Origin of the sequence: Marinomonas sp. TI.3.20 (assembly GCF_038155025.1) — a bacterium.
Taxonomy (GTDB): Bacteria; Pseudomonadota; Gammaproteobacteria; order Pseudomonadales; family Marinomonadaceae; genus Marinomonas; species Marinomonas flavescens.
Window position 1 is genome coordinate 103,481 of the sequence record NZ_JBAKAS010000013.1, and the last position, 20,130, is coordinate 123,610.

The 20,130-nt window shown below is 45.1% G+C and carries 14 protein-coding genes and 1 riboswitch; of the genes, 10 read left to right on the forward strand and 4 right to left on the reverse strand.

Features of this window, described 5'->3' with window-relative positions; translation table 11 throughout:
* The first annotated feature begins 57 nt into the window (after window positions 1-57).
* Both V6259_RS13630 and V6259_RS13635 read left to right on the forward strand, forming a co-directional pair.
* Window positions 58-2,226, forward strand: a complete 2,169-nt coding sequence (locus V6259_RS13630) for a malate synthase G (RefSeq protein WP_341584986.1) — start codon at window positions 58-60, stop codon at window positions 2,224-2,226.
* Window positions 2,227-2,316: 90 nt separating this feature from the next.
* Window positions 2,317-3,561 carry a leucine-rich repeat-containing protein kinase family protein gene (locus V6259_RS13635; RefSeq protein ID WP_341584987.1) on the forward strand — a complete coding sequence of 415 codons (1,245 nt, stop codon included), beginning with the start codon at window positions 2,317-2,319 and terminating at the stop codon, window positions 3,559-3,561.
* Between the two features lie 96 nt (window positions 3,562-3,657).
* On the opposite strand, the gene cfa is transcribed toward V6259_RS13635, so the two are convergent.
* Together cfa and V6259_RS13645 are read right to left on the reverse strand one after the other, a co-directional pair.
* Window positions 3,658-4,875, reverse strand: a complete 1,218-nt coding sequence (gene cfa, locus V6259_RS13640) for a cyclopropane fatty acyl phospholipid synthase (RefSeq protein WP_341584988.1) — start codon at window positions 4,873-4,875, stop codon at window positions 3,658-3,660.
* A 428-nt stretch (window positions 4,876-5,303) separates the two neighbouring features.
* Complete coding sequence (locus tag V6259_RS13645) at window positions 5,304-5,801, reverse strand: 6,7-dimethyl-8-ribityllumazine synthase (RefSeq protein ID WP_341584989.1); 498 nt, start codon at window positions 5,799-5,801, stop codon at window positions 5,304-5,306.
* 122 nt (window positions 5,802-5,923) lie between these two features.
* Window positions 5,924-6,078: riboswitch (FMN riboswitch) on the reverse strand.
* Window positions 6,079-6,338: 260 nt separating this feature from the next.
* Between V6259_RS13645 and V6259_RS13650 the strand changes: the two genes are divergently transcribed.
* The 6 genes from V6259_RS13650 to V6259_RS13675 all read left to right on the forward strand — a co-directional run bounded on the left by V6259_RS13650 (window position 6,339) and on the right by V6259_RS13675 (window position 14,768).
* Complete coding sequence (locus V6259_RS13650) at window positions 6,339-6,698, forward strand: MliC family protein (RefSeq protein ID WP_341584990.1); 360 nt, start codon at window positions 6,339-6,341, stop codon at window positions 6,696-6,698.
* 135 nt (window positions 6,699-6,833) lie between these two features.
* Window positions 6,834-7,610: a precorrin-3B C(17)-methyltransferase gene (gene cobJ / locus V6259_RS13655; protein WP_341584991.1), complete on the forward strand. Its 777-nt coding sequence runs from the start codon at window positions 6,834-6,836 to the stop codon at window positions 7,608-7,610.
* 25 nt (window positions 7,611-7,635) lie between these two features.
* Window positions 7,636-8,415 (forward strand): precorrin-4 C(11)-methyltransferase, encoded by a 780-nt coding sequence (gene cobM, locus V6259_RS13660; RefSeq protein ID WP_133010284.1) that lies wholly within the window; start codon window positions 7,636-7,638, stop codon window positions 8,413-8,415.
* A gap of 14 nt (window positions 8,416-8,429) precedes the next feature.
* Complete coding sequence (cobW, locus tag V6259_RS13665) at window positions 8,430-9,518, forward strand: cobalamin biosynthesis protein CobW (RefSeq protein ID WP_341584992.1); 1,089 nt, start codon at window positions 8,430-8,432, stop codon at window positions 9,516-9,518.
* 71 nt (window positions 9,519-9,589) lie between these two features.
* Window positions 9,590-13,456, forward strand: a complete 3,867-nt coding sequence (cobN, locus tag V6259_RS13670; protein ID WP_341584993.1) for a cobaltochelatase subunit CobN — start codon at window positions 9,590-9,592, stop codon at window positions 13,454-13,456.
* 82 nt (window positions 13,457-13,538) lie between these two features.
* The gene (locus V6259_RS13675) at window positions 13,539-14,768 is read left to right on the forward strand and encodes a sirohydrochlorin chelatase (protein WP_341584994.1); all 1,230 of its coding nucleotides are present in this window, start codon (window positions 13,539-13,541) and stop codon (window positions 14,766-14,768) included.
* Between the two features lie 450 nt (window positions 14,769-15,218).
* On the opposite strand, the gene V6259_RS13680 is transcribed toward V6259_RS13675, so the two are convergent.
* Complete coding sequence (locus V6259_RS13680; protein WP_341584995.1) at window positions 15,219-15,350, reverse strand: hypothetical protein; 132 nt, start codon at window positions 15,348-15,350, stop codon at window positions 15,219-15,221.
* A gap of 309 nt (window positions 15,351-15,659) precedes the next feature.
* Window positions 15,660-15,809, reverse strand: a complete 150-nt coding sequence (locus V6259_RS13685) for a hypothetical protein (protein ID WP_341584996.1) — start codon at window positions 15,807-15,809, stop codon at window positions 15,660-15,662.
* Between the two features lie 635 nt (window positions 15,810-16,444).
* On the opposite strand from V6259_RS13685, the gene V6259_RS13690 reads away from it, so the two are divergent.
* Window positions 16,445-18,163, forward strand: coding sequence for an AIPR family protein (locus V6259_RS13690; protein WP_341584997.1), 1,719 nt, complete (start codon window positions 16,445-16,447; stop codon window positions 18,161-18,163).
* Window positions 18,164-18,544: 381 nt separating this feature from the next.
* Window positions 18,545-19,576, forward strand: a complete 1,032-nt coding sequence (locus V6259_RS13695; protein ID WP_341584998.1) for a DUF4062 domain-containing protein — start codon at window positions 18,545-18,547, stop codon at window positions 19,574-19,576.
* The last annotated feature ends 554 nt before the right edge of the window (window positions 19,577-20,130 follow it).

The following is a 20,130-nucleotide window of genomic DNA, read 5'->3' on the forward strand; positions in this document are numbered from 1 at the left end:
ATGATATAAACTGATAAAAATAATTCATTTTTGTGCCGAAAGAATAAGGAAAGGGTCATGACAACACGAATCCAGCAAGGCGGTTTGTCGATAGCGGAAGGGCTATGGCGTTTGGTGAATGAAGAAATAGCACCGGGTACCGGTATTGACCCGACGGTCTTTTGGAATGGTTTCGAAGCAACCTTGCAGGACCTTGCTCCGAAAAACAAAGCGTTGCTGGCAAAACGAGATGTCTTACAAACTCAGATCGACGAATGGCATCTAGCGCACAAGGCGCAACCTCATGGCGCCAATGACTATAAAGCCTTTTTAAAAGAAATCGGCTATCTGTTGCCAGAAGGGCCTGCTTTTAAAATCACCACCCAGAATGTAGACGAAGAAATCGCTGAGCAAGCGGGGCCACAGCTGGTGGTACCGCTGAAAAATGCGCGCTTTGCCTTAAATGCCGCTAACGCTCGTTGGGGAAGTCTTTATGATGCCTTGTACGGCACGGATGCGATTCCAGAAGTCGACGGTGCGGAAAAAACCAGTAGTTATAATCCCATTCGTGGCGACAAGGTCATCGCTTTTGGTCGTCAGTTATTAGACCAAGCGGCACCCTTGGCTCATGGCTCTCATCGTGATGTAACGGCGTATCAAATAGACAATGCTGAACTGCTGGTGACTCTGGTATCTGGCGAACAAGTGGGCTTAGCAGAAGCGGAAAAATGTGTGGGCTTTAATAGCGCCGCGTTAACGCCAACGGCCATTCTATTAAAAAACAACGGCCTGCACATTGAGATTCAGATCGACGCGACGTCGCTTGTCGGCAAAACCGATAAAGCCGGTGTGAAGGATTTACTGGTTGAAGCGGCGATTACCACCATTATGGATTGTGAAGACTCCATCGCGGCGGTGGACGCAGAAGACAAAATTGAAGTGTATCGAAATTGGCTTGGCCTGATGAACGGCTCTTTGCAGGATCAGTTTGAAAAAGGTGGCCATACGGTGACCCGGGTTATGAACCCAGATCGCACCTATCTCACGCCCTCTGGCGGGTCATTGACCTTGCCGGCTCGCAGCTTGTTATTTATTCGCAACGTTGGTCATTTAATGACGAACTCGGCGATTATTGATCGAGAAGGTAATGAAGTGCCTGAAGGCATTATGGACGGATTTATCTGTGCTTATGCCGCAATGCATGACTTAAACAGCACCACAACACGCAAAAACAGCCGCGCGGGCAGTGTTAATATCGTCAAACCTAAAATGCATGGTCCTGAAGAAGTGGCTTTTGCGGTTGAATTATTTGCTCGCATTGAAGAAGTTCTACAGCTCAAACGCAATACCTTAAAAATCGGCATCATGGACGAAGAGCGCCGTACCACAGTGAATTTAAAAGAATGCATTCGTGCTGCCAGTGAGCGAGTGGTGTTTATTAATACCGGTTTCCTTGATCGCACCGGTGATGAAATCCACACCTCCATGATGGCTGGAGCGTTTGTGCCCAAATCCATCATGAAGCAGCAGCCTTGGATTCAAGCCTACGAAGATTGGAACGTCGACATTGGCATCGAATGCGGATTGCCCGGCAAGGCGCAAATTGGTAAAGGCATGTGGGCCATGCCAGATGAAATGGCAGCGATGCTAGAGCAAAAAATAGCACATCCTATGTCAGGGGCGAACACCGCTTGGGTGCCATCGCCCAATGGGGCCACACTGCACAGCACCCATTATCACACGGTGAATGTGCGCGCTCGCCAACACACCTTGGCCACACGTCAACGAGCCAGCCTAGATGATATTTTGCATATTCCTTTAATGGCTGACCCTAGCGCACTGACGGCGGAGCAAATCAAATTTGAGCAGGATAACAACGCCCAAGGCATCTTAGGCTATGTTGTGCGCTGGATTGATCAAGGGGTAGGTTGTTCTAAAGTGCCAGACATTAACAATGTAGGCTTAATGGAAGACAGAGCGACCTTGCGTATTTCGTCTCAGCATCTTGCAAACTGGCTAGAGCACGGCGTGTGCAACGAAGCGCAGGTGATGGAAGCGCTAAAGCGCATGGCGGCGATTGTGGATAAGCAAAATGCCAGTGACCCTGCGTATCAAGCCATGGCGCCAAGTTACGATGGTATTGCGTTTAGTGCCGCATGTGATCTTGTTTTTAAAGGGAAGTCTCAGCCATCAGGCTATACCGAGCCGTTGTTGCACGCCTATCGAATAGCAAAAAAAGCCGAATAACCAAGGCGCCTTCTGTGTTATTAAAGCCGGGCCTGTCGCTCGGCTTTTTTGTCGTTATAATAAGGTCAATTTTATTTTGGATTGATGGTTTTGCAGACTCTACAACAACTGAATAACGGTGAATTAAGCGGCGTAAAGCGCCTTCAATTGGCAGAAAATCTCAGTGAATTTCCTGAGGCTATTTATTCCTTGGCGGACAGCTTAGAAATTCTCGACTTGTCGAATAATGCGCTCACCAGCTTGCCTGATGATCTGGTAAGGTTGAGCAACCTTAAGATTTTATTTTGTTCTAATAACCAGTTTACTGAGCTGCCTGAAGTGCTTGGAACTTGCTCTAAGCTCGAAATGATAGGTTTTAAAAGCAATCAGATTCGCACGGTGTCAGGTGCATCATTACCTCGCATTACCCGCTGGTTGATCTTAACGGATAACCAAATTGACACCTTGCCGGATGAAATAGGTGAGTTACCGCGTTTGCAAAAGCTTGCTTTGGCAGGGAACCAATTACGGGAGATTCCTCAATCCATTAAGCATTGTCAGAATCTAGAGTTGATTCGCTTGTCAGCCAATATGCTAACGACGTTTCCAGATGTCTTGCTCGCTTTGCCTAAATTGGCGTGGTTAGCGTTTTCAGGTAACCCTTTTTGTGCAAGTCGTGATCTTCATAGCGAGTTTAAAACAGTGTCCGCGAATGACGTAATACTGCATCAAGTACTAGGGCAGGGGGCGTCTGGCGTCATTTCAAAAGCCACATGGCAAGATAATCGTTTTTCGTTCCCTGACACTATCGCGGTAAAAGTATTTAAAGGTGAGGTCACCAGTGACGGTTACCCAGAGGATGAGTTGGATGCCTGTTTATCGATTGGTGTGCATGACAATATTGTTAAGCCGTTGGCTAAAATTTCAGAGCCAGAGTGCTCGGCATTATTGATGGCACTGATTCCTGAGCATTATTATAATCTTGGTCAACCGCCAAGCTTAGTGAGTTGCACACGAGATACTTTTACCCAAGGCCAGGCTTTTTCTATTCAGCAGATTGGCTTTATCGTGGCGCAAATGGACGCCGTGCTACAGCACTTCATCGACAAAGATATTTGTCATGGAGACTTATACGCCCACAATATATTAATTAATCCTGAGGGGCATATTTTATTTGGTGATTTTGGCGCAGCATCGAAATACCATAATTTATCCGCTGAGCAAAAACACGGTATTCAAATGATAGAAGGTCGCGCCATGCGTTTTTTCATCGACGATATGCTTAGTTTGTGTATTGAAGAGGATAAAGACAGTGACTTATATAAAGCATTGCAGAGCAAGGTAGCGCTTACATAGCAGCGTTTTTATCAGCTAAAGATAAGAAAGCCGTGAGTCATAAAGGGTCACGGCTTTTCTGCTTCTACTTATTAGATCATTGTTTTAAAAAGACGATTAACGAATGCTTTGATAGCGTGGCAGTCTATCGAGACGCTTTCTTAAGACCACTTGGTAAAGTTGTAATGAGCGGCTTCGAAAAGCGCCAGCACAGGTTTTCAGGTAATAAACCCACATTCGATAAAAGCGCTCATTATACTGGTCTTTTAATTCAGGCCACGCTGCTTCAAAGTTTTTACACCATGCCATTAATGTGGTTGCATAGTCAGGGCCAAAGTTATGTACGTCTTCAATCACAAAATAAGGTTCTACCGCCTCGCTAATCTGGGTAAGGGATGGAATGACGCCATTACGGAAAATGTATTTATCTATCCATGGGTCTGTTCCCACGGAGGTTTTCGCGTTGCCAATGGTATGTAACACGAAGATGCCATCGTTTTTCATTAATCGGTGAGCTGTTCGCATATAGGTGTCGTAGTTTTTAGGACCAACATGCTCGAACATGCCAATCGACACGAGTTTGTCGTATTGCCCATCTAGGCTTCGGTAGTCTTGCAGGGCAATATTAACGGGTAACCCTTTGCAACGCTCATCGGCCAGTTTCTTTTGCTCTTTGGAAATAGTAATACCAGTGACACTCACACCGTATTCTTTGGCGGCAAGTTCTGCAAAACTTCCCCAGCCACAGCCTATTTCTAATACGGATTCCCCTTTTTTGAGGTCGGCCTTTTCACAGATTAACCGCAATTTATTCAGTTGAGCTTCGTGTAAGTTTTTGGCTTTATGCCAGTAACCACAAGAGTAAGCCATGGTAGGGTCTAGCATCGCTTGATAGAGATCGTTGCCAGCATCGTAATGTTGCTCACCCACTTGGTAAGCTCGTTTTTCTGATTGGCGATTAATAAATTTAGCTAAAATCCAATGTCTAAATATGACCCATCGCCCGGTCATTTTTTCATCTAAACGAGCGCTAATAATACGAGAAATGAATTCATCAACTTGCTCACAGTCCCACCAGCCATCGACATAAGCTTCCCCCAAACCTAGAGAACCTTTACTAAGGATTCTGTCCCATAGGGCAGGATTATGCACCTGAGGATCCCATGGATTGGAGCCATTAATAGTGATGCCTGCGTTAGCAAGTTGTGTCCCTATCCAGCGCTCAACCGCAGAGGTCGCGTTTTGTTGATCTGAATAGTTTATATCTTGCAAAGTGCTGTCATTTTGAGATGAGGTTGTATTGTGGTCGTTGAGTTGTTTTGTTGTTACGCCCATCTATTATCTCCTTATCATGTTGAGCATCTGTCTTTTTGAATAGAGTAGAAATAATCTTTTCAAATATTACTCTTTTGAAAAGCAAAGCCCAGAGCAGGAAGATCAGCAAGACTTTTAAGTGATTTTATTGAATGGTTTGTTTTGCAAGAAAAATCATAGAAATGTTATTAAAATTAGTGAAATTGGCCTTAAGTTTAATAAAAAAGAAGAGTTTCAAAGGAATGTGAATCCTTTTTAATTGCATAAATCGTATGAAATATGAACAGTTTTTGGCGTTTTATGGTCGTATTCGAAGGTTTTAACACAAAAAAACGGTTCGCTTATGAATATAAACGAACCGTTTTTGATGTATTTTTTTTTTTACTTTACACCTGACAACAGTGATATTGAGATGCTGAAAAGTTTAGTAAGTGTCGTAAAAGCGACCCCTAATAAAGGTGACGCTTAGTTTTTGTTGTTAGCTGAACCGTCATATCACAAGCGATTGCTAGCTCTACGCCTTTCTTAATAAAATGCTGGCTATAGTAGTTAGAATGCTCATCGTGTTCGTGGAAATTGTGTGGTGTTAATACCGCTGTTAAAACAGGTACTTCCGTTTCCAATTGAACTTGCATCAAGGCATTACAGACTGTTTGAGCAACGAAGTCGTGACGATAAATACCGCCATCAACGACTAATGCGCTACCCGCAATCGCAGCGTATTGACCGCTTTTAGCCAGTAACTTGGCTTGTAGTGGTATTTCGTAAGCCCCTGGAACAGGAAAAATATCTATTTTGTTCAGGTCATAACCGCGAGTAGCCAATTCGGTTTTGAAGCCTTCTAAACAATTCAAAACAATATTGGTGTGCCAAGAAGCATGGATAAATGCAATGCGTTGGTCTGCTGGGTTAAAGTCAGTAACATTCGTTGTTGAGCTCTGATTCATTTTTAAAAATCCTAAAAAAAATGTGAATCAGGGCGAACGGACAGGCGAATACTTCATCTAGGATGAAATATTTTACAAAAGGCGAACATACACAAATGGTATCTCGCTTGAGGTATTGTCTGACGCGCTCTCTATCATCCGGACTGTAACCGTCGGCTCTGGAGTCACACCAGATCTGCTGACCTCATGCTTCTTTGATAGAAGAATGAGCGCTCGCGGGCTTAGAATAAAATTCCTTACCGCCGGTGGGGAGTTTCACCCCGCCCCGAGAACGAAATCGAATAGTTTCGATGGGTGCAATATACTTTTTTTTAACGAGTTCTGTCAAAGGATGCAGGTACGTTTTGTAAAGAGATCCACTTTTATTGTCATCTTGGTGAGCGTAAAAGCGCTTTTTTTTCTTCTTTTAAAGAGCGAGAATAGCCGGACCAACATTTTTACCTTATGACATCGTGTTTACCGAATGCGAGTCATCCACTTTTTTGATCAGCTTTATTACAGTTTGTGAGAGGAGTGTTTGTGAAAGGAGTCTCTAATATGCTTATAAATAAAAAGTCGATGTATTGTTTTTTTACCGGGTTAGCGCTGTTGGGGCTAACGGCTTGTAGTAGCATTGATACAAGCCAATCGACGGATCAAACCTTTAGTCAGGAAGACAGTCAAACCGATGTGGCTGATTACTTGTGTACTGGCATGCCTTTAAAAGTCATGTTTCATGGGGAAGAAGCACAAATCATCTGGAAACAAAAAACGTATAACTTAACTCAAGCTATTAGCGCCTCTGGGTCGCATTATCTTGGCGAAGACATTTCTTTTTGGATCAAAGGAAAACAAGCGGGTCTTGAAATAGATGACCTTTCTCAGATCAAATGCCAGCTTATTCGCGTCGAGTCTTAATTCGACGCTGACTTCTCTTATTTACCTGAAGAACTCTCACGTTAACCTTGCCTGTTTTCATCTCGTCTTGTCGATTTCACGTGTACAATGGGTCGATTCGCGTATTGATAACGCACGACTATTTTAAGAGATGTAATGAGCAAGCTATTTGTAATGGGCATGGGCCCAGGTGATTTAGGATTGGTTGCACCGAACGCGACCAAAGCATTGGCAACTTGCAGCGATTGGGTTGCCTACGGCTATTATTTAGACCTTTTAGGTGAGCTAAGTGAAGGCAAAACTTTTCACAACTTGCCGCTAGGTGAAGAAATTGGCCGTGCGCGTTTGGCGCTAACCTTAGCAGCCCAAGGTAAGAGTACCGCCTTGATCTCCAGTGGCGACATTGGTATTTATGCCATGGCGACCTTGGTGTTTGAGCTGCTGGACTTGCAGCTGCAAGGCAAAGAAAACCATCCAGAGTGGTTGGATGTTGAGATCGAAGTGATTCCGGGCATCTCCGCGATGCAAGCGGGGGCCAGCCGAGTCGGCGCCATGCTGGGTCATGATTTCTGTACTATTTCTCTTTCTGATTTATTAACCCCGTGGGAAACCATCGACAAGCGTCTGCATGCTTGTGGCGCAGGGGACTTTGTCGTCTCCTTTTATAATCCTGTGTCGAAGAAACGCGATTGGCAATTGAATCACGCCCGTGATGTGTTGCTTCAATATCGCCCTGCCAGCACGCCAGTGATGATTGGTCGCCAGTTAACTCGCCCAGAAGAAGAGATTACCTTTACTACGCTTGGTAAATTAGACGCCAAAGACGTAGACATGTTTACTATGGTGAGCGTGGGTAACTCAGACACTAAACACATAGTGAATGGCGAAAAACAGTGGATTTACACCCCGCGCGGCTATTCTAAAAAGCTGTAATGCTGATTATATTTAAGGAAGTGAGATGACGGTTTACTTTATTGGCGCAGGCCCAGGCGACCCAGATTTGATGACGATCAAGGCAGTCAAAACCATGGAACGCTGTCCTGTCGTTTTGTATGCGGGTTCTTTGATTCCTACGCAAGTTATCGACAGTGTGCGTGACAGCGCCGAAGCGATTTACGACACCGCCGAAATGAATTTAGATGAAACCACCGCCGTCATTGAAAAAGCCGCAAAAGAAGGCAAAGACGTAGCGCGCTTACAGTGTGGTGATCCTGCTTTATATGGTGCCATTGGTGAACAAATTCGCCGTCTTGAAGTCTTAGAGATTGATTATGAAGTGATTCCCGGCGTGAGTGCAGTCGCCGCATCAGCGGCCATGCTGAAAAAAGAGTTAACTCTGTCTGGCGTATCACAAACCGTCATCATGACGCGTTACGAAGGTAAAACCCCTTTCCCTGAAAGAGAGCGTTTACCTGCCTTGGCGCAAAGTGGTGCGACGCTTGCGATTCACCTTGGGGTGACACGCATTCACAAAATCGTCGATGAGTTAATTCCGCATTATGGCGCAGATTGCCCAGTGGCGGTGTGCTATCGAACCAGCTGGCCTGACCAAGATTATGTGGTTGGTACGCTAGCGGATATTGTTGCTAAAGTGCGAGAAAAAAAGTTTACTCGAACCAGCCTTATTTTAGTGGGTCGAGTGTTAGACACTGACGACTTTGCTGATTCTTATCTTTACGATAAAAGTCAGGCCCACATATTCCGAAAAATCCATCGTCAAAAAGACGACAAAAAATAAAAGCAGGATTCATTATGCAGCTTAATAAAATCCCTACTACGATTGTCACTGGTTTTTTAGGCAGTGGTAAAACCACGTTACTATCGAACGTATTAAAACAAGCAGCAGGCAAACGCATTGCTGTGATTGTGAATGAATTTGGTGAATTAGACATCGATTCTGAGATCCTGCGTTCTTGCCCGCTTGACTGCCCAGAAGGCGAAGAAGAGCAAGAAAACGGCAAACGCAGCTCGGATGGCTTTTATGAATTAGCCAATGGTTGTATCTGCTGCACCGTAGAAGAAGAATTTTTGCCGGTGATGGAGCAATTGGTTGCTCGTCGTGGCGACATTGACCATATCTTGATTGAAACCAGTGGTTTGGCGTTGCCGAAGCCCTTAGTACAAGCGTTTAACTGGCCGGGCATTAAAGAATACTGCACGGTAGACGCTGTGATTACCGTGGTCGATGGGCCAGCGGTAGCGGCGGGTCGCTTTGCCCATGATGAAAATCAGGTACAAGCTCAACGCCAAGCGGACGAAAGTCTGGATCATGATCCAAGCCTACAAGAATTGCTGGATGATCAATTGAGTGCTGCCGATCTTGTTGTCGTGAGTAAAAACGACTTATTGGACGAAGACGAACGTGCTCGCGTGCAATCTATCATTACCCATGCGGTGCCAAATACCGTTAAAACGGTTTACATCGAAAACGGTGAAGCGGCGCTGGATATGTTGTTAGGCATCGATGCGGCCACAGAAAGCCGAATTGATGCGGTGCATAACCACCACGATCATCACCATGCTCATGGTGCCCATCATGACCACGCCCATGACCACTTTGATTCTTTTGTTATTACCTTGGGTGAAGTGCCATCCGATTTGCTTCAAGAAACGCTGAGTCAGTTGATCGAAGAGCATAATATTTTCCGTGTGAAAGGCTTTGCGGCCGTGCATGGCAAACCAATGCGTCAAGTTTTCCAAGCAGTGGGCACGCGTTTAGATCGTTACTTTGACCGCCTATGGCAGCCAGAAGAAGTGCGCCAAACGCAGCTCGTCTTTATTGGTAAAGGCATCTCTAAAGAACAAATCGAAAATATTTTGCACGATGCTTTAAGCGCTTAATAGAGTTACCTAGATAAGTCAAAATCGTACAAAATAGAACGGAAAAAACGTAAGCGAAAAGCGGAGAAGACGTGCATTTATTAGCAGCCAAACCGGGCGGATTCGTCGACGATGAAGGCATTGTCGACCTAGGTCAAACACCGGCGCAGCTGGTCATACTTGCCGCTGCAGACAGCGTACTCGGAGCACTGGGAAGTGCACTCGATGAGCTGTCTGCAAAGAATATCTCGCTTCCCAGTATTCGCCTAGCGAACTGGATGCAGTTGGTCAAACCTGCCGCTTACGATTTGTATGAACACAAAGTGTTGGATCACGCGAGCGTGGTTGTCGTCTCCTTGCTGGGGGGTGAGCACTATTGGTCCTATGGCTATCAGCAGCTTCAAGTGTGGTCGAAAGCAAAGAAAGGCCGCACGCTGATCATAGTCCCCGGCGACGACACACCAGATCCCACCTTATTTAAGGTCTCAACCGCAGAGCCAGAAGACAGCCATCGTATATGGCGCTATCTGCGTGACAGCGGGCAAGCCAACAGCCAACAATTATTTTATTTTCTGAGTGAGCGTTATTTTTCTGCGGCGCATCCGTGGCAAGAGCCCGCGCCGTTGCCCAATGCTTTGATTTACCATAACGGTCAGTCATCTAGTTTCTCCGCGTGGCAGCGTACTTATCAAGCCTCTCTAGCGGATGGTCGTGCGGTGGTGATCTTAGCGTTTTATCGCTCTCATTTACAAAGCGGCAATACCGCCATGTTCGATGGCTTAATCGACATTTTAGAGCAACAAGGCTTGGTGCCGTTGGCGGTTGCCGTGAGTTCATTAAAAGACGATTTATCGGTTGGCCTGATTGAATCCCTCGTTGAGCGAACTCAAGCTAAGGTAATTTTAAACACCACGGGCTTTGCGGCGAACCGAGTCGGTAGCCCTGATCTTGCTTCAGAGCCTACGGATTTTCAGTCGGCGTTTTCGTCACCGATTCCTGTCTTGCAGTTGATCCTTTCTGGTAGTACTCAAGAAGATTGGCAGCAACAAACGCAAGGCCTGCGCAGTCGCGATGTGGCCATGCAAATCGTTTTGCCAGAAATGGATGGGCGTATCGTCACCCGCGCGGTGAGCTTTAAAGCCTTAAGCCATTACAACGAACTCGCCCAAGTCGACTTGGTTCGATATGAGTTGCATGCCGAGCGTGCGCAATTTGTCGCCGAGCTGGCGAAGCGCTATGCAGACTTATCCAGTAAACCGAATAATGAAAAACGCATCGCTCTTGTATTGGCCAATTACCCCACAAAAGACGGTCGCATTGGTAATGGCGTTGGCTTAGACACGCCAGCCTCGACGGTGAATCTGTTAAACGCGCTCGAAGCGGCTGGCTATCCGATCCAAGATATTCCCGAACACGGTAATGCCTTAATCGAAGCGCTATTGGGCGCCGTCACCAATAACCCAACCACCTTGCACGAGCGCAGCTGTTGGCAAAGTTTGGCGCTTGAAGAGTACCTACATTATTTTTATCAGCTTCCTTTAGAAAGCCAAAATGCCGTTTGGGATCGTTGGGGGCCACCTGAAGACGACCATAAATGCCGTGAACAAAACGGCCAGCGCCGCATCATGTTGGCAGGCATTCGCTTAGGGGAAACCTTTATTGGGATTCAGCCAGCCCGAGGTTTTAATTTGGACCTCGCGGCCAATTACCATGACCCAGATTTGATTCCGCCACACAGTTATTTGGCGTTTTATTTCTGGCTGCGACACGTCTATAAAGTGGACGCTTTTGTGCATGTGGGCAAGCATGGCAACCTAGAATGGCTGCCGGGTAAAGGTACGGCCTTATCTAATCAATGCTGGCCGGACATTGCCCTTGGCCCTATGCCGCATTTTTATCCTTTTATCGTTAATGATCCGGGCGAAGGCGCACAAGCCAAACGCCGCACCCAAGCGGTGATCATTGACCATCTGATGCCGCCGATGACGCGCTCAGAAACCTACGGTGAGATGGCCGAACTAGAAAACCTAGTCGACGAATATTACCAAGCCATGGGCATGGATGTGCGCCGTGAAACTTGGCTGCGCGAACAAATCCTCAAGAAAGTCCAAGAAACTCACTTGTTAGAAGAGCTTGCTGGCATAGAATCCAGTGAAGATGGCGCTGTAGTGGAAGAAAGTGTACTAGAAGGCCTAGACACTTATTTGTGTGAGATCAAAGAAGCGCAGATTCGCCATGGTTTGCATCGTCTTGGGGAATTGCCAGAAGACGATAAACTGGCCGATACCTTGGTCGCCTTATTGCGTTTACCCCGTGGCAGTGACATTACCAGCAAAGGCATTTTGCATGCCTTAATGGCAGATTTAGAGCTAGAACAAGATGATTTTGACCCAATGCAAAGCACGCGTATGCCTTGGTTGGGGAATCAGCCAAGCGAACTTATGGACGTGAGCACGGCAGATTGGCGAACCCATGCGGACACCAAAGAGCGCTTGGAGTTATTTGCCAAAAAGCTGGCGTTGCAGCATTTAATTGGTGATGAGTCGGTCGTTGCATTAGCGCAACGCTTGCCGCAAACAGCGCAATTACTGGCGCACAGTAAACGCAGCTTGATGGTGGCATTAGCACAAAGCGCCACCAATGAGATTCAGGCGTTACTAACAGGGTTAGCGGGTGGCTTTATTGCACCGGGGCCAAGTGGTGCGCCAACTCGTGGCCGTTTAGATACCTTGCCAACAGGGCGCAACTTCTTCTCGGTGGATAATCGCGCAATTCCTTCCCCAGCGGCGTGGGCGATTGGTCAGCAATCGGCCGAAGCCTTGATCCAACGACACCTTCAAGAAGAAGGGGATTACCCGAAAGATTTGGGTCTATCTGTGTGGGGCACGGCGACCATGCGCACCGGCGGAGACGATATAGCCCAAGCGTTTGCGCTAATGGGAGTGCGTCCGATTTGGGCGCCGGGCTCGAACCGTGTCACCGACTTTGAAATACTCTCCTGCATGCAACTTGGTCGACCTAGAGTGGACGTGACCTTGCGTGTGTCTGGCTTCTTTCGCGATGCTTTCGCCAATGTTATGCGCCTTTATGATGCTGCCGTGCAAGCCATCGCCGCGTATCAAGAACCGGGCAATGGCAATACGATTCGAGCCAATGTCGAAGCCAGAAAAAACACCTTATTAGCCCAAGGAATGAGCCCAGAACAAGCCAATCGTCAGGCTTCTTACCGTGTTTTTGGCAGTAAGCCGGGGGCCTATGGCGCAGGTTTACAAGGCTTGATCGACGAACGCTGCTGGGACACCAAAGCCGACTTAGCCGAAGCCTATGTAAACTGGGGCGGTTATGCTTATGGTTCCAATAACGACGGCAGCCAAGGGGAGGGCGTTGAGGCAAAATCCGCCTTTGTCGAACGCTTGTCACAGCTTGATGCCGTGGTGCAGAACCAAGACAACCGAGAACACGACATTCTCGACTCGGACGATTATTACCAGTTCCAAGGCGGCATGACCAACGCAGTAACAGAGTTTAGCGGGCAAGCGCCAAGCGTGTATCACAGTGATCATTCGAACCCTACATCACCGAAGATCCGCACCTTAAAAGAAGAACTGAATCGCGTGGTGCGTTCGCGGGTACTAAACCCCAAATGGATCGACGCCATGCAGAGCCACGGCTATAAAGGCGCGTTTGAAATGACCGCCACAGTGGATTACCTGTTCGCCTACGATGCCACCACAGACCTAGTGGCGGATTATCAATACGAGCAAGTCACCGATAGATTGCTTCTTGATCCAGACAATCAGGCGTTTATGCGCGATAATAACCCCCACGCCTTGGAAGAAATGGGCGAGCGCTTATTGGAAGCCATTCAGCGCGGCATGTGGCAAAACGCAGAAGGCCACAGAGAACAAATTCAATCCTTGTTGCTTGACCTAGATCAGCAGCAGGAGCAAAGCCAGTAACCTTGAGCAGAAGGTCACTGGTAACCTTGCTGGTAGTCACTAAACTAGGTGCCAGCTGAGTCGAACCAAGTAGAGAGAAACAATGAGTAATACAGAACAGGCCAAAAAGGGCATTATGATTTGTGGTCACGGCAGTCGTGATAAAGACGCAGAGCGCGAGTTTGGCCTAGTAGCAAAAGGCTTAAAAGAACGCTTTCCTGAATTGCCAGTGGAATACGGCTTTTTAGAGTTTTCCGCGCCGAACATTCACATGGGTCTAAACAGCCTATTGAGCCAAGGCGTAGAAGAAATTTACGCCGTACCGGGCATGTTGTTTGCGGCGACTCACGCGAAAAACGACATTCCGTCTGTATTGACGACATACGAAGAGAAAAACGAAGGCCTCCACATCACCTACGGCCGCGAACTTGGCTTGCAAGACGACATGATCGAAGCCTTCCAAGCGCGCATTTATGAATCCCTTGGGCTTGATCCTGAAAACCCACCAGAGAACCTATACGACACCTTATTAGTCGTCGTGGGTCGTGGTACATCTGACACAGGCGCCAACGCAGAAGCCGCAAAACTCACCCGCATCGTCAATGAAAACATGGGCTTTGGCTGGGCAGACACGGTTTACTCTGGCGTCACTTACCCATCTGTGGGCGTTGGCTTGGAAAACCTAATGAAACTGGGCTACAAACGCATCGTCGTTGCGCCTTACTTCTTATTTACTGGCCGATTGATCAAACGTATTCAAGGCTATGTCGAGAAAGTCGCCAAAGCCAACCCAGCGATTGAATTCATCCAAACGCCTTACCTAAGCGACCACCCACGCGTCATCGACGCCTTCCAAAATCGCGTGGAAGAAATCATGCAGGGTGAACTGCCAACCGGTGAAGAAACCCTAATGAACTCCTTCAAACGCCGCCTAGCCGCCGGCGAAGTAGACGTTCATCACCACCATGCCGAATTCGTCGACCCACAAGACGACACCCAAGGCCTATCCGACTTCGACGTGAAACACGCGACTTTTGCCGTCACCGACGAGAAACCATCGTCCGTACTCACACCACAAGCGCATTCACACTCTCATGATCATGACCATAGCCATGATCATTCGCATGGGCACAGCCATAGTCATTCACATGACCATAGCCACGGACATTCCCACGGCGTCTACAAACACATCGGCCACCCAATGGGACCACGCACCATGATAGGCGAAGGCATCTGCTGCTGCTTCATGGGGCAATTTACCGATGAAATCCTAGAAGAAGAAAAAGACAAAATCGACGGCGACTGCACGAAAACCGCATTTGCTCATAAATAATCCCTAAGCCCACAGAACTGGGCTAGTTCCCTCCCTTACTTTTTTTAAGATAAAGAGTAAGGGGAGGGTTAGGGTGGGGTTATTGGTTTTGTGTCTTCCATTCAAACGCTTTGCATACCTGACTTTTATTCCGCTCTGCTGAGCGGGTAACTTTTTGCTAGCGCCCAAAAAGTAACCAAAAATTCGCTTTAAGACCTTTAGCGTATCGTTTCCGTAGCACAGGACAGCTTTTGTACGTCGATCATTTAAGGAAGGTGTTTAGCGCCTTTTTAGATGGAGAGACATCATCAAACACTGCCTCAGAAACGTCATCAAGTCGCGCAACTTCGTTGCATCGAATTAAGGTATTTATAGCTTCAAAGCTTTATAAAACGATCGGTGACGTTATGTACAGCTCAGGGTCGAACCCCTTTTTGCTCTACAGACCTTATTTTAGCTATAAACACAGCTTCAAAAAGGGCTTTGACCTGACCTCGACCTCACCGCTAGAGCATCATCAACCAGCTCAACCAGCATATCAACCAGCTCAACCAGCATATCAACCAGCTCAACCGGCGTTTCTCTTCGGCACTTCTTCTTCACCCATGCCGCCTACCTCATCGAAAACACCGGTTGAGCTTACCTAAACGTAGGCCATCATGAACCGAGCAATGACGGGAATCCGGCACCTCAGCTAGTAGCTACAGAACTTAATGAATACGATTGTCTTGTGGGCTGGAATACCTAAAAAAGAGCGGCCGGTAACTGGAGAATATCTAAAGCCAATCATCGGTTAAAGTCGAAACGATAGGTGACGTTATGTACTGCTCAGGGTCGAACCCCTTTTTGCCCTACAGGCCTTATTGCAGCTAGAAACAAAGCTTCAAAAAGGGCTTTGACCTGACCTCGACCTCACTGCTGAACTATCACCAGCATATCAACCAGCTCAACCAGCTCAACCAGCTCAACCAGCTCAACCAGCTCAACCAGCTCAACCAGCTCAACCAGCTCAACCAGCTCAACCAGCTCAACCAGCGTTTCTCTTCGATACTTCCTTTTCAAAAAAAAGCGTCTACCTCATCGAAAACACCGGTTGAATTTACCTAATCGGCCAGCATGAACGGAGAAATGACGGGAATCTGGCACCTCAGCTAGTAGCTACAGAGCTTAATGAATACGATTTACTTGTGGGCTGGAATACCTAAAAAAGAGCGGCCGGTAACTCATGCCTAAATGAACACTAAAATTGGTTAAAGTCGAAATGATAGGTGACGTTATTAAACTTTACATGTCTCAAGTTTTCTCAGTCCTTGCCCAAAAGCCAATATACAGCCGCGATCGCTCATAATATAAGGCTGCATATTATTCCTATAGTTATCAAAAACTTATGTCGACTGTCTAAAAAATAATCACCTATTTTGTGCGTTTGTACTGGTAGGTTGCTAAAAACCGTTTTAATATCAATGATTAAGGGATTTCAGCGCAGAGATAACACGCTGTGCTTCCCTAATAAATAGATGTGATAGCGCACGCTCGTTTAGCCAATTTTGGATATTATGAATAACTTTATAAAACACTTTAAATTCAGTTGGTTATAGAGATATTTAGGCAGTTTTGAAATGTCTAAGGACGCATGCGTACTATTAAGCTGTTAGATTTCGATGCAAAATTGATCATAGATTTTAAAAAGGAAAATTATGGACAGAATTACTAAGAAGCTTCTGCAAGACTTTCTTGAGGCTCAAGAGATGGAGTCAGGTGACGAGCCTTCGGACTTTGAATTATTCTGTAACTACTCTGTGCTTGCCAATGAGTACAATAAAACCTTTGACGTGAAAAATATTACCGTCGGAGCAGGTGCAGATACAGGTATTGATGGTATTGCCATTATCGTCAATGGTCACCTAGTAGAAGATACCGACGAAATTGATAGTTTATTGGAAGCAAATGGATATTTGGAAGTTACATATATTTTTGTTCAAGCAAAAACTTCGTCTAATTTTGATACAAAAGAAATGCATGCCTTTTATTTCGGAGTTAGTGACTTCTTTGCGGAAGAACCAAAATTGGCCAGGAATGGCGATATCAAGAAGTTCTCCGAGATTTCTGAGTACTTACTCGATAATGCTTCAGATTTTAAAGATAACCCAAAATGTAAAACATTCTACCTGACAACTGGTGTTGTAAACGAGGATCAAAATATTTCCGCTGTAGTTGAATCCTCAGTTAAAGTCTTAGAAAGCTATAACCTGTTTGAGTCTGTCGATGCAAAGCTCTTTGGTGCTAATGAACTTGGTAAACTTTATCGAAGGACAAAAAATCCGATTACATCTAAGTTTACTTTTTTAAACAAAGTAGCTCTTCCTGAAATAGAAGGGATTGATCAAGCATATTATGGGGTGCTTCCTTTTTCTGAGTTTAAAAAACTGCTTATAGATGATAATGGAAACATACAAAGCATCTTCGATGACAATGTTCGAGATTTTCAAGGGATTGGAAATCTAGTGAATAGCAATATTAATGAAACACTAAATAGTGGATCGCCAGACCTATTTAGTGTACTCAATAATGGAGTAACTATTGTAGCGGACTCGATTAAAATATCAGTGAATTCATTCGCAATTACCGATTATCAAATTGTTAATGGATGTCAAACAAGTAATGTTCTATATGAAAATCGTAATAACGAAAGCATTAGTGATATCAGTATCCCATTGCGGCTAATAGTAACAAGTGATGAGGATGTGAAGTCCGAGATTACTGTGTCAACAAATAATCAGACAGCTATCAAAAAGGAACAGCTAGCGGCCATGTCTGATTTTCAAAAGAATCTACAACACTATTACTCTTCGATAGCTGGAGAGGGCAAGTTGTTTTATGAAAGAAGGGCAAAGGAATATAATTCAGATAGAAATGTTGTTAAAAGAAAAGTAATTACCATTGCAAACCAAATTAAGTCTTACTCAGCAATGTTTAATAAGAATCCTCACATGGTTACCACATATTTAGGTACGTTAGTGAAAACAATGGGTAATACGGGGTCAAATTTGTTTGAAAAAGATCATCAATTTTCTCCTTACTATATGGCTGGTCTGGCTTTTTATAGACTAGACTCTCTTTTTCTTAATGGAACCATTGATAAAAAATACAGAAAGGTTCGCTTTTATATTTTAATGCTTGTTCCTATGATTGGCAGTGCAGAGCAGTTTCCGCCTTTCAATAGTCAGAAGAAGTGTGAGCGCTTTTGTAATCCTATTATTGATAAACTGAATGACGAAAGCATTTTCCCTAATATATTTTTGGAAGCGGTTAAGATTATTGAGGCTTCTGGCTCAGATGTTGAAGATAAACAAGCACTAAAATCACGAGCCATGACAGATCAAATTCTAGGCGCCTATAATGGCGAAAAAATCTAACAAACACATGTTGTCGGACTGGTTTTCCGCTACGCTCCAAACCAGCCGCAAATGCGGGCGTTGAGGTTGTAGAATTACTCTTCATTTAGAAAAATAGCCTTTCTTATGGGGTCTAAATGCATTATCTAGTGCCTAAAAAGCGCTTAGCGTTGAGCTAAGAGACTCGGTTTTTTATTAAATTTGGCTGTAGAATTACTCTTTATTTAGAAAAATAGCCTTTTTTATGGGGTCAAAATGCATTACCTAGTACGCTAAAAGCGCTTAGGGTTGAGCTCAGAGGCTCGTTTTTTAATTAAATTTGGCTGATGGAGTAATTCTACAGTCTCGTTATGTGACGGCCCTTGAGTTATTGCTCTATGTTGAGAAACAGGAATATAAAAAATGGATAAGAAGTATCAAGTGTTTATAAGCTCTACATATGAAGATTTAAAAGAAGAACGAGATCAGGCTATAAAAGCAGTTTTGGAAATGGGACACATACCCGTAGGAATGGAAATGTTTAGCGCTGCCGATGAAGAGCAGTGGCAGCTAATCGCTAGGCAAATAGAAGCCACGGATTACTATGTGATAATAGTTGGTCATCGATACGGATCAGAGACACCTGAAGGTATTAGTTACACAGAAAAAGAGTATGATTATGCAAAGTCATGCGGTGTTCCAAGTCTAGGTTTTGTAATAGATGAAAAGGCTTCTTGGCCTGTAGATCGGGTTGATAAAGATAGTAAGAAAAAAAAGAAATTGGATGGGCTTAAAAATAAAATAAAATCGAAGCCCGTACATTTTTGGAGTGGTAAAGAAGACCTACACGGAAAGATTTCTATTTCACTTATTAAAGCGATGAATGGGAACCCTAGAACTGGGTGGACAAGAACAGATGAATCCTTAGATGCTAGCATCACGAAAGAGTTAAGTAGATTGAGCGCAGAAAACTCTAAGTTACGTGATGAAAATAATAAATTACTTAACAAGCAGTTAGAAGCTGTTGATGAGATAAGGGATGTTGTTAACATACTGAATGAAAATTCAAGAACACTTCAAATTCGGTCTGAAGCATCATTTGATACTGCAACAGAACATACTCGAACCCTACTGCAATTATTTTTAGCTGTGGCACCAAATCTTATATTAGAAAATACAAATGAAGGTATAGCTAGTAATGTTTCTTACTCAATTGTAGGGACTAAATATCATAACTTTTGGCCATTTGGAAAAACACCTACAGAGCATTTAATGGCTGATTTTGCGGCTTTAGACCTAGTTGAACCTTCTAAGAAAAAGCATCCTGTTAGTGATAAAAGTTCATATTGGTCTCTTACAAGAATTGGCAAGCAAGTACAGAAAAGATCTCGAAGAATTCAATTGGAAGAGGGGATTACCACATCAGAAGACAGACTCGACGACGAAGACACATAACAAGTAGCTGCAAGCTGACTCCGCAAATGGATTAGCGAGGGATTAGCGTGCCACCCACCTTTAAAACCCAGTCATAGCAGGCCTTCCCGTCTGAAGAGTCCATTTCCCTTTAAAATTTTAGACGTTAAACTTCTCAAGCAGCCCCGTTCTGATGCCTCCTTAAGAACATCTTAAATAATCACTATGTGATCCAATTCTAGCGAGTTGGAGGGATTAGCGTGCCATCCACTTTTAACCCCTGCATAATTATCAACATCTAAACTTGCTGCGTTTAAAGGGGTTTGACCACGACAGGTGGCTATTTGTCCCATAAACGGCAGTTCAACCGGCGTTTCTCTTGTGAGCGTCCGGGCATCACCATCTAGGCAAGCTCAAATTATTATCTATTACTTTTTTCCATTTCTGAGTGGCGTAAAACGACAAGTGAATCTAAGGTTATAGATAGACAGAGAGCAAGGGATTGTTCAAGCCTCCAGGACGGAGGCTCTGTCTTCTTTCAGGATGATTCCTTGCAGCAAGGAGGCTGCAAAAAAGTCTCTTCACTTACCTCTTCT

What these genes read in the sequence shown, in the direction of transcription:
- cobJ (WP_341584991.1), top strand. Translation starts at nt 6,834, where the DNA reads ATGAGCAAGCTATTTGTAATGGGCATGGGCCCAGGTGATTTAGGATTG.
- cobW (WP_341584992.1), top strand. Translation starts at nt 8,430, where the DNA reads ATGCAGCTTAATAAAATCCCTACTACGATTGTCACTGGTTTTTTAGGC.
- V6259_RS13695 (WP_341584998.1), top strand. Translation starts at nt 18,545, where the DNA reads ATGGATAAGAAGTATCAAGTGTTTATAAGCTCTACATATGAAGATTTA.
- V6259_RS13650 (WP_341584990.1), top strand. Translation starts at nt 6,339, where the DNA reads ATGCTTATAAATAAAAAGTCGATGTATTGTTTTTTTACCGGGTTAGCG.
- cfa (WP_341584988.1), bottom strand. Translation starts at nt 4,875, where the DNA reads ATGGGCGTAACAACAAAACAACTCAACGACCACAATACAACCTCATCT.
- cobM (WP_133010284.1), top strand. Translation starts at nt 7,636, where the DNA reads ATGACGGTTTACTTTATTGGCGCAGGCCCAGGCGACCCAGATTTGATG.
- V6259_RS13645 (WP_341584989.1), bottom strand. Translation starts at nt 5,801, where the DNA reads ATGAATCAGAGCTCAACAACGAATGTTACTGACTTTAACCCAGCAGAC.
- V6259_RS13630 (WP_341584986.1), top strand. Translation starts at nt 58, where the DNA reads ATGACAACACGAATCCAGCAAGGCGGTTTGTCGATAGCGGAAGGGCTA.
- V6259_RS13690 (WP_341584997.1), top strand. Translation starts at nt 16,445, where the DNA reads ATGGACAGAATTACTAAGAAGCTTCTGCAAGACTTTCTTGAGGCTCAA.
- V6259_RS13675 (WP_341584994.1), top strand. Translation starts at nt 13,539, where the DNA reads ATGAGTAATACAGAACAGGCCAAAAAGGGCATTATGATTTGTGGTCAC.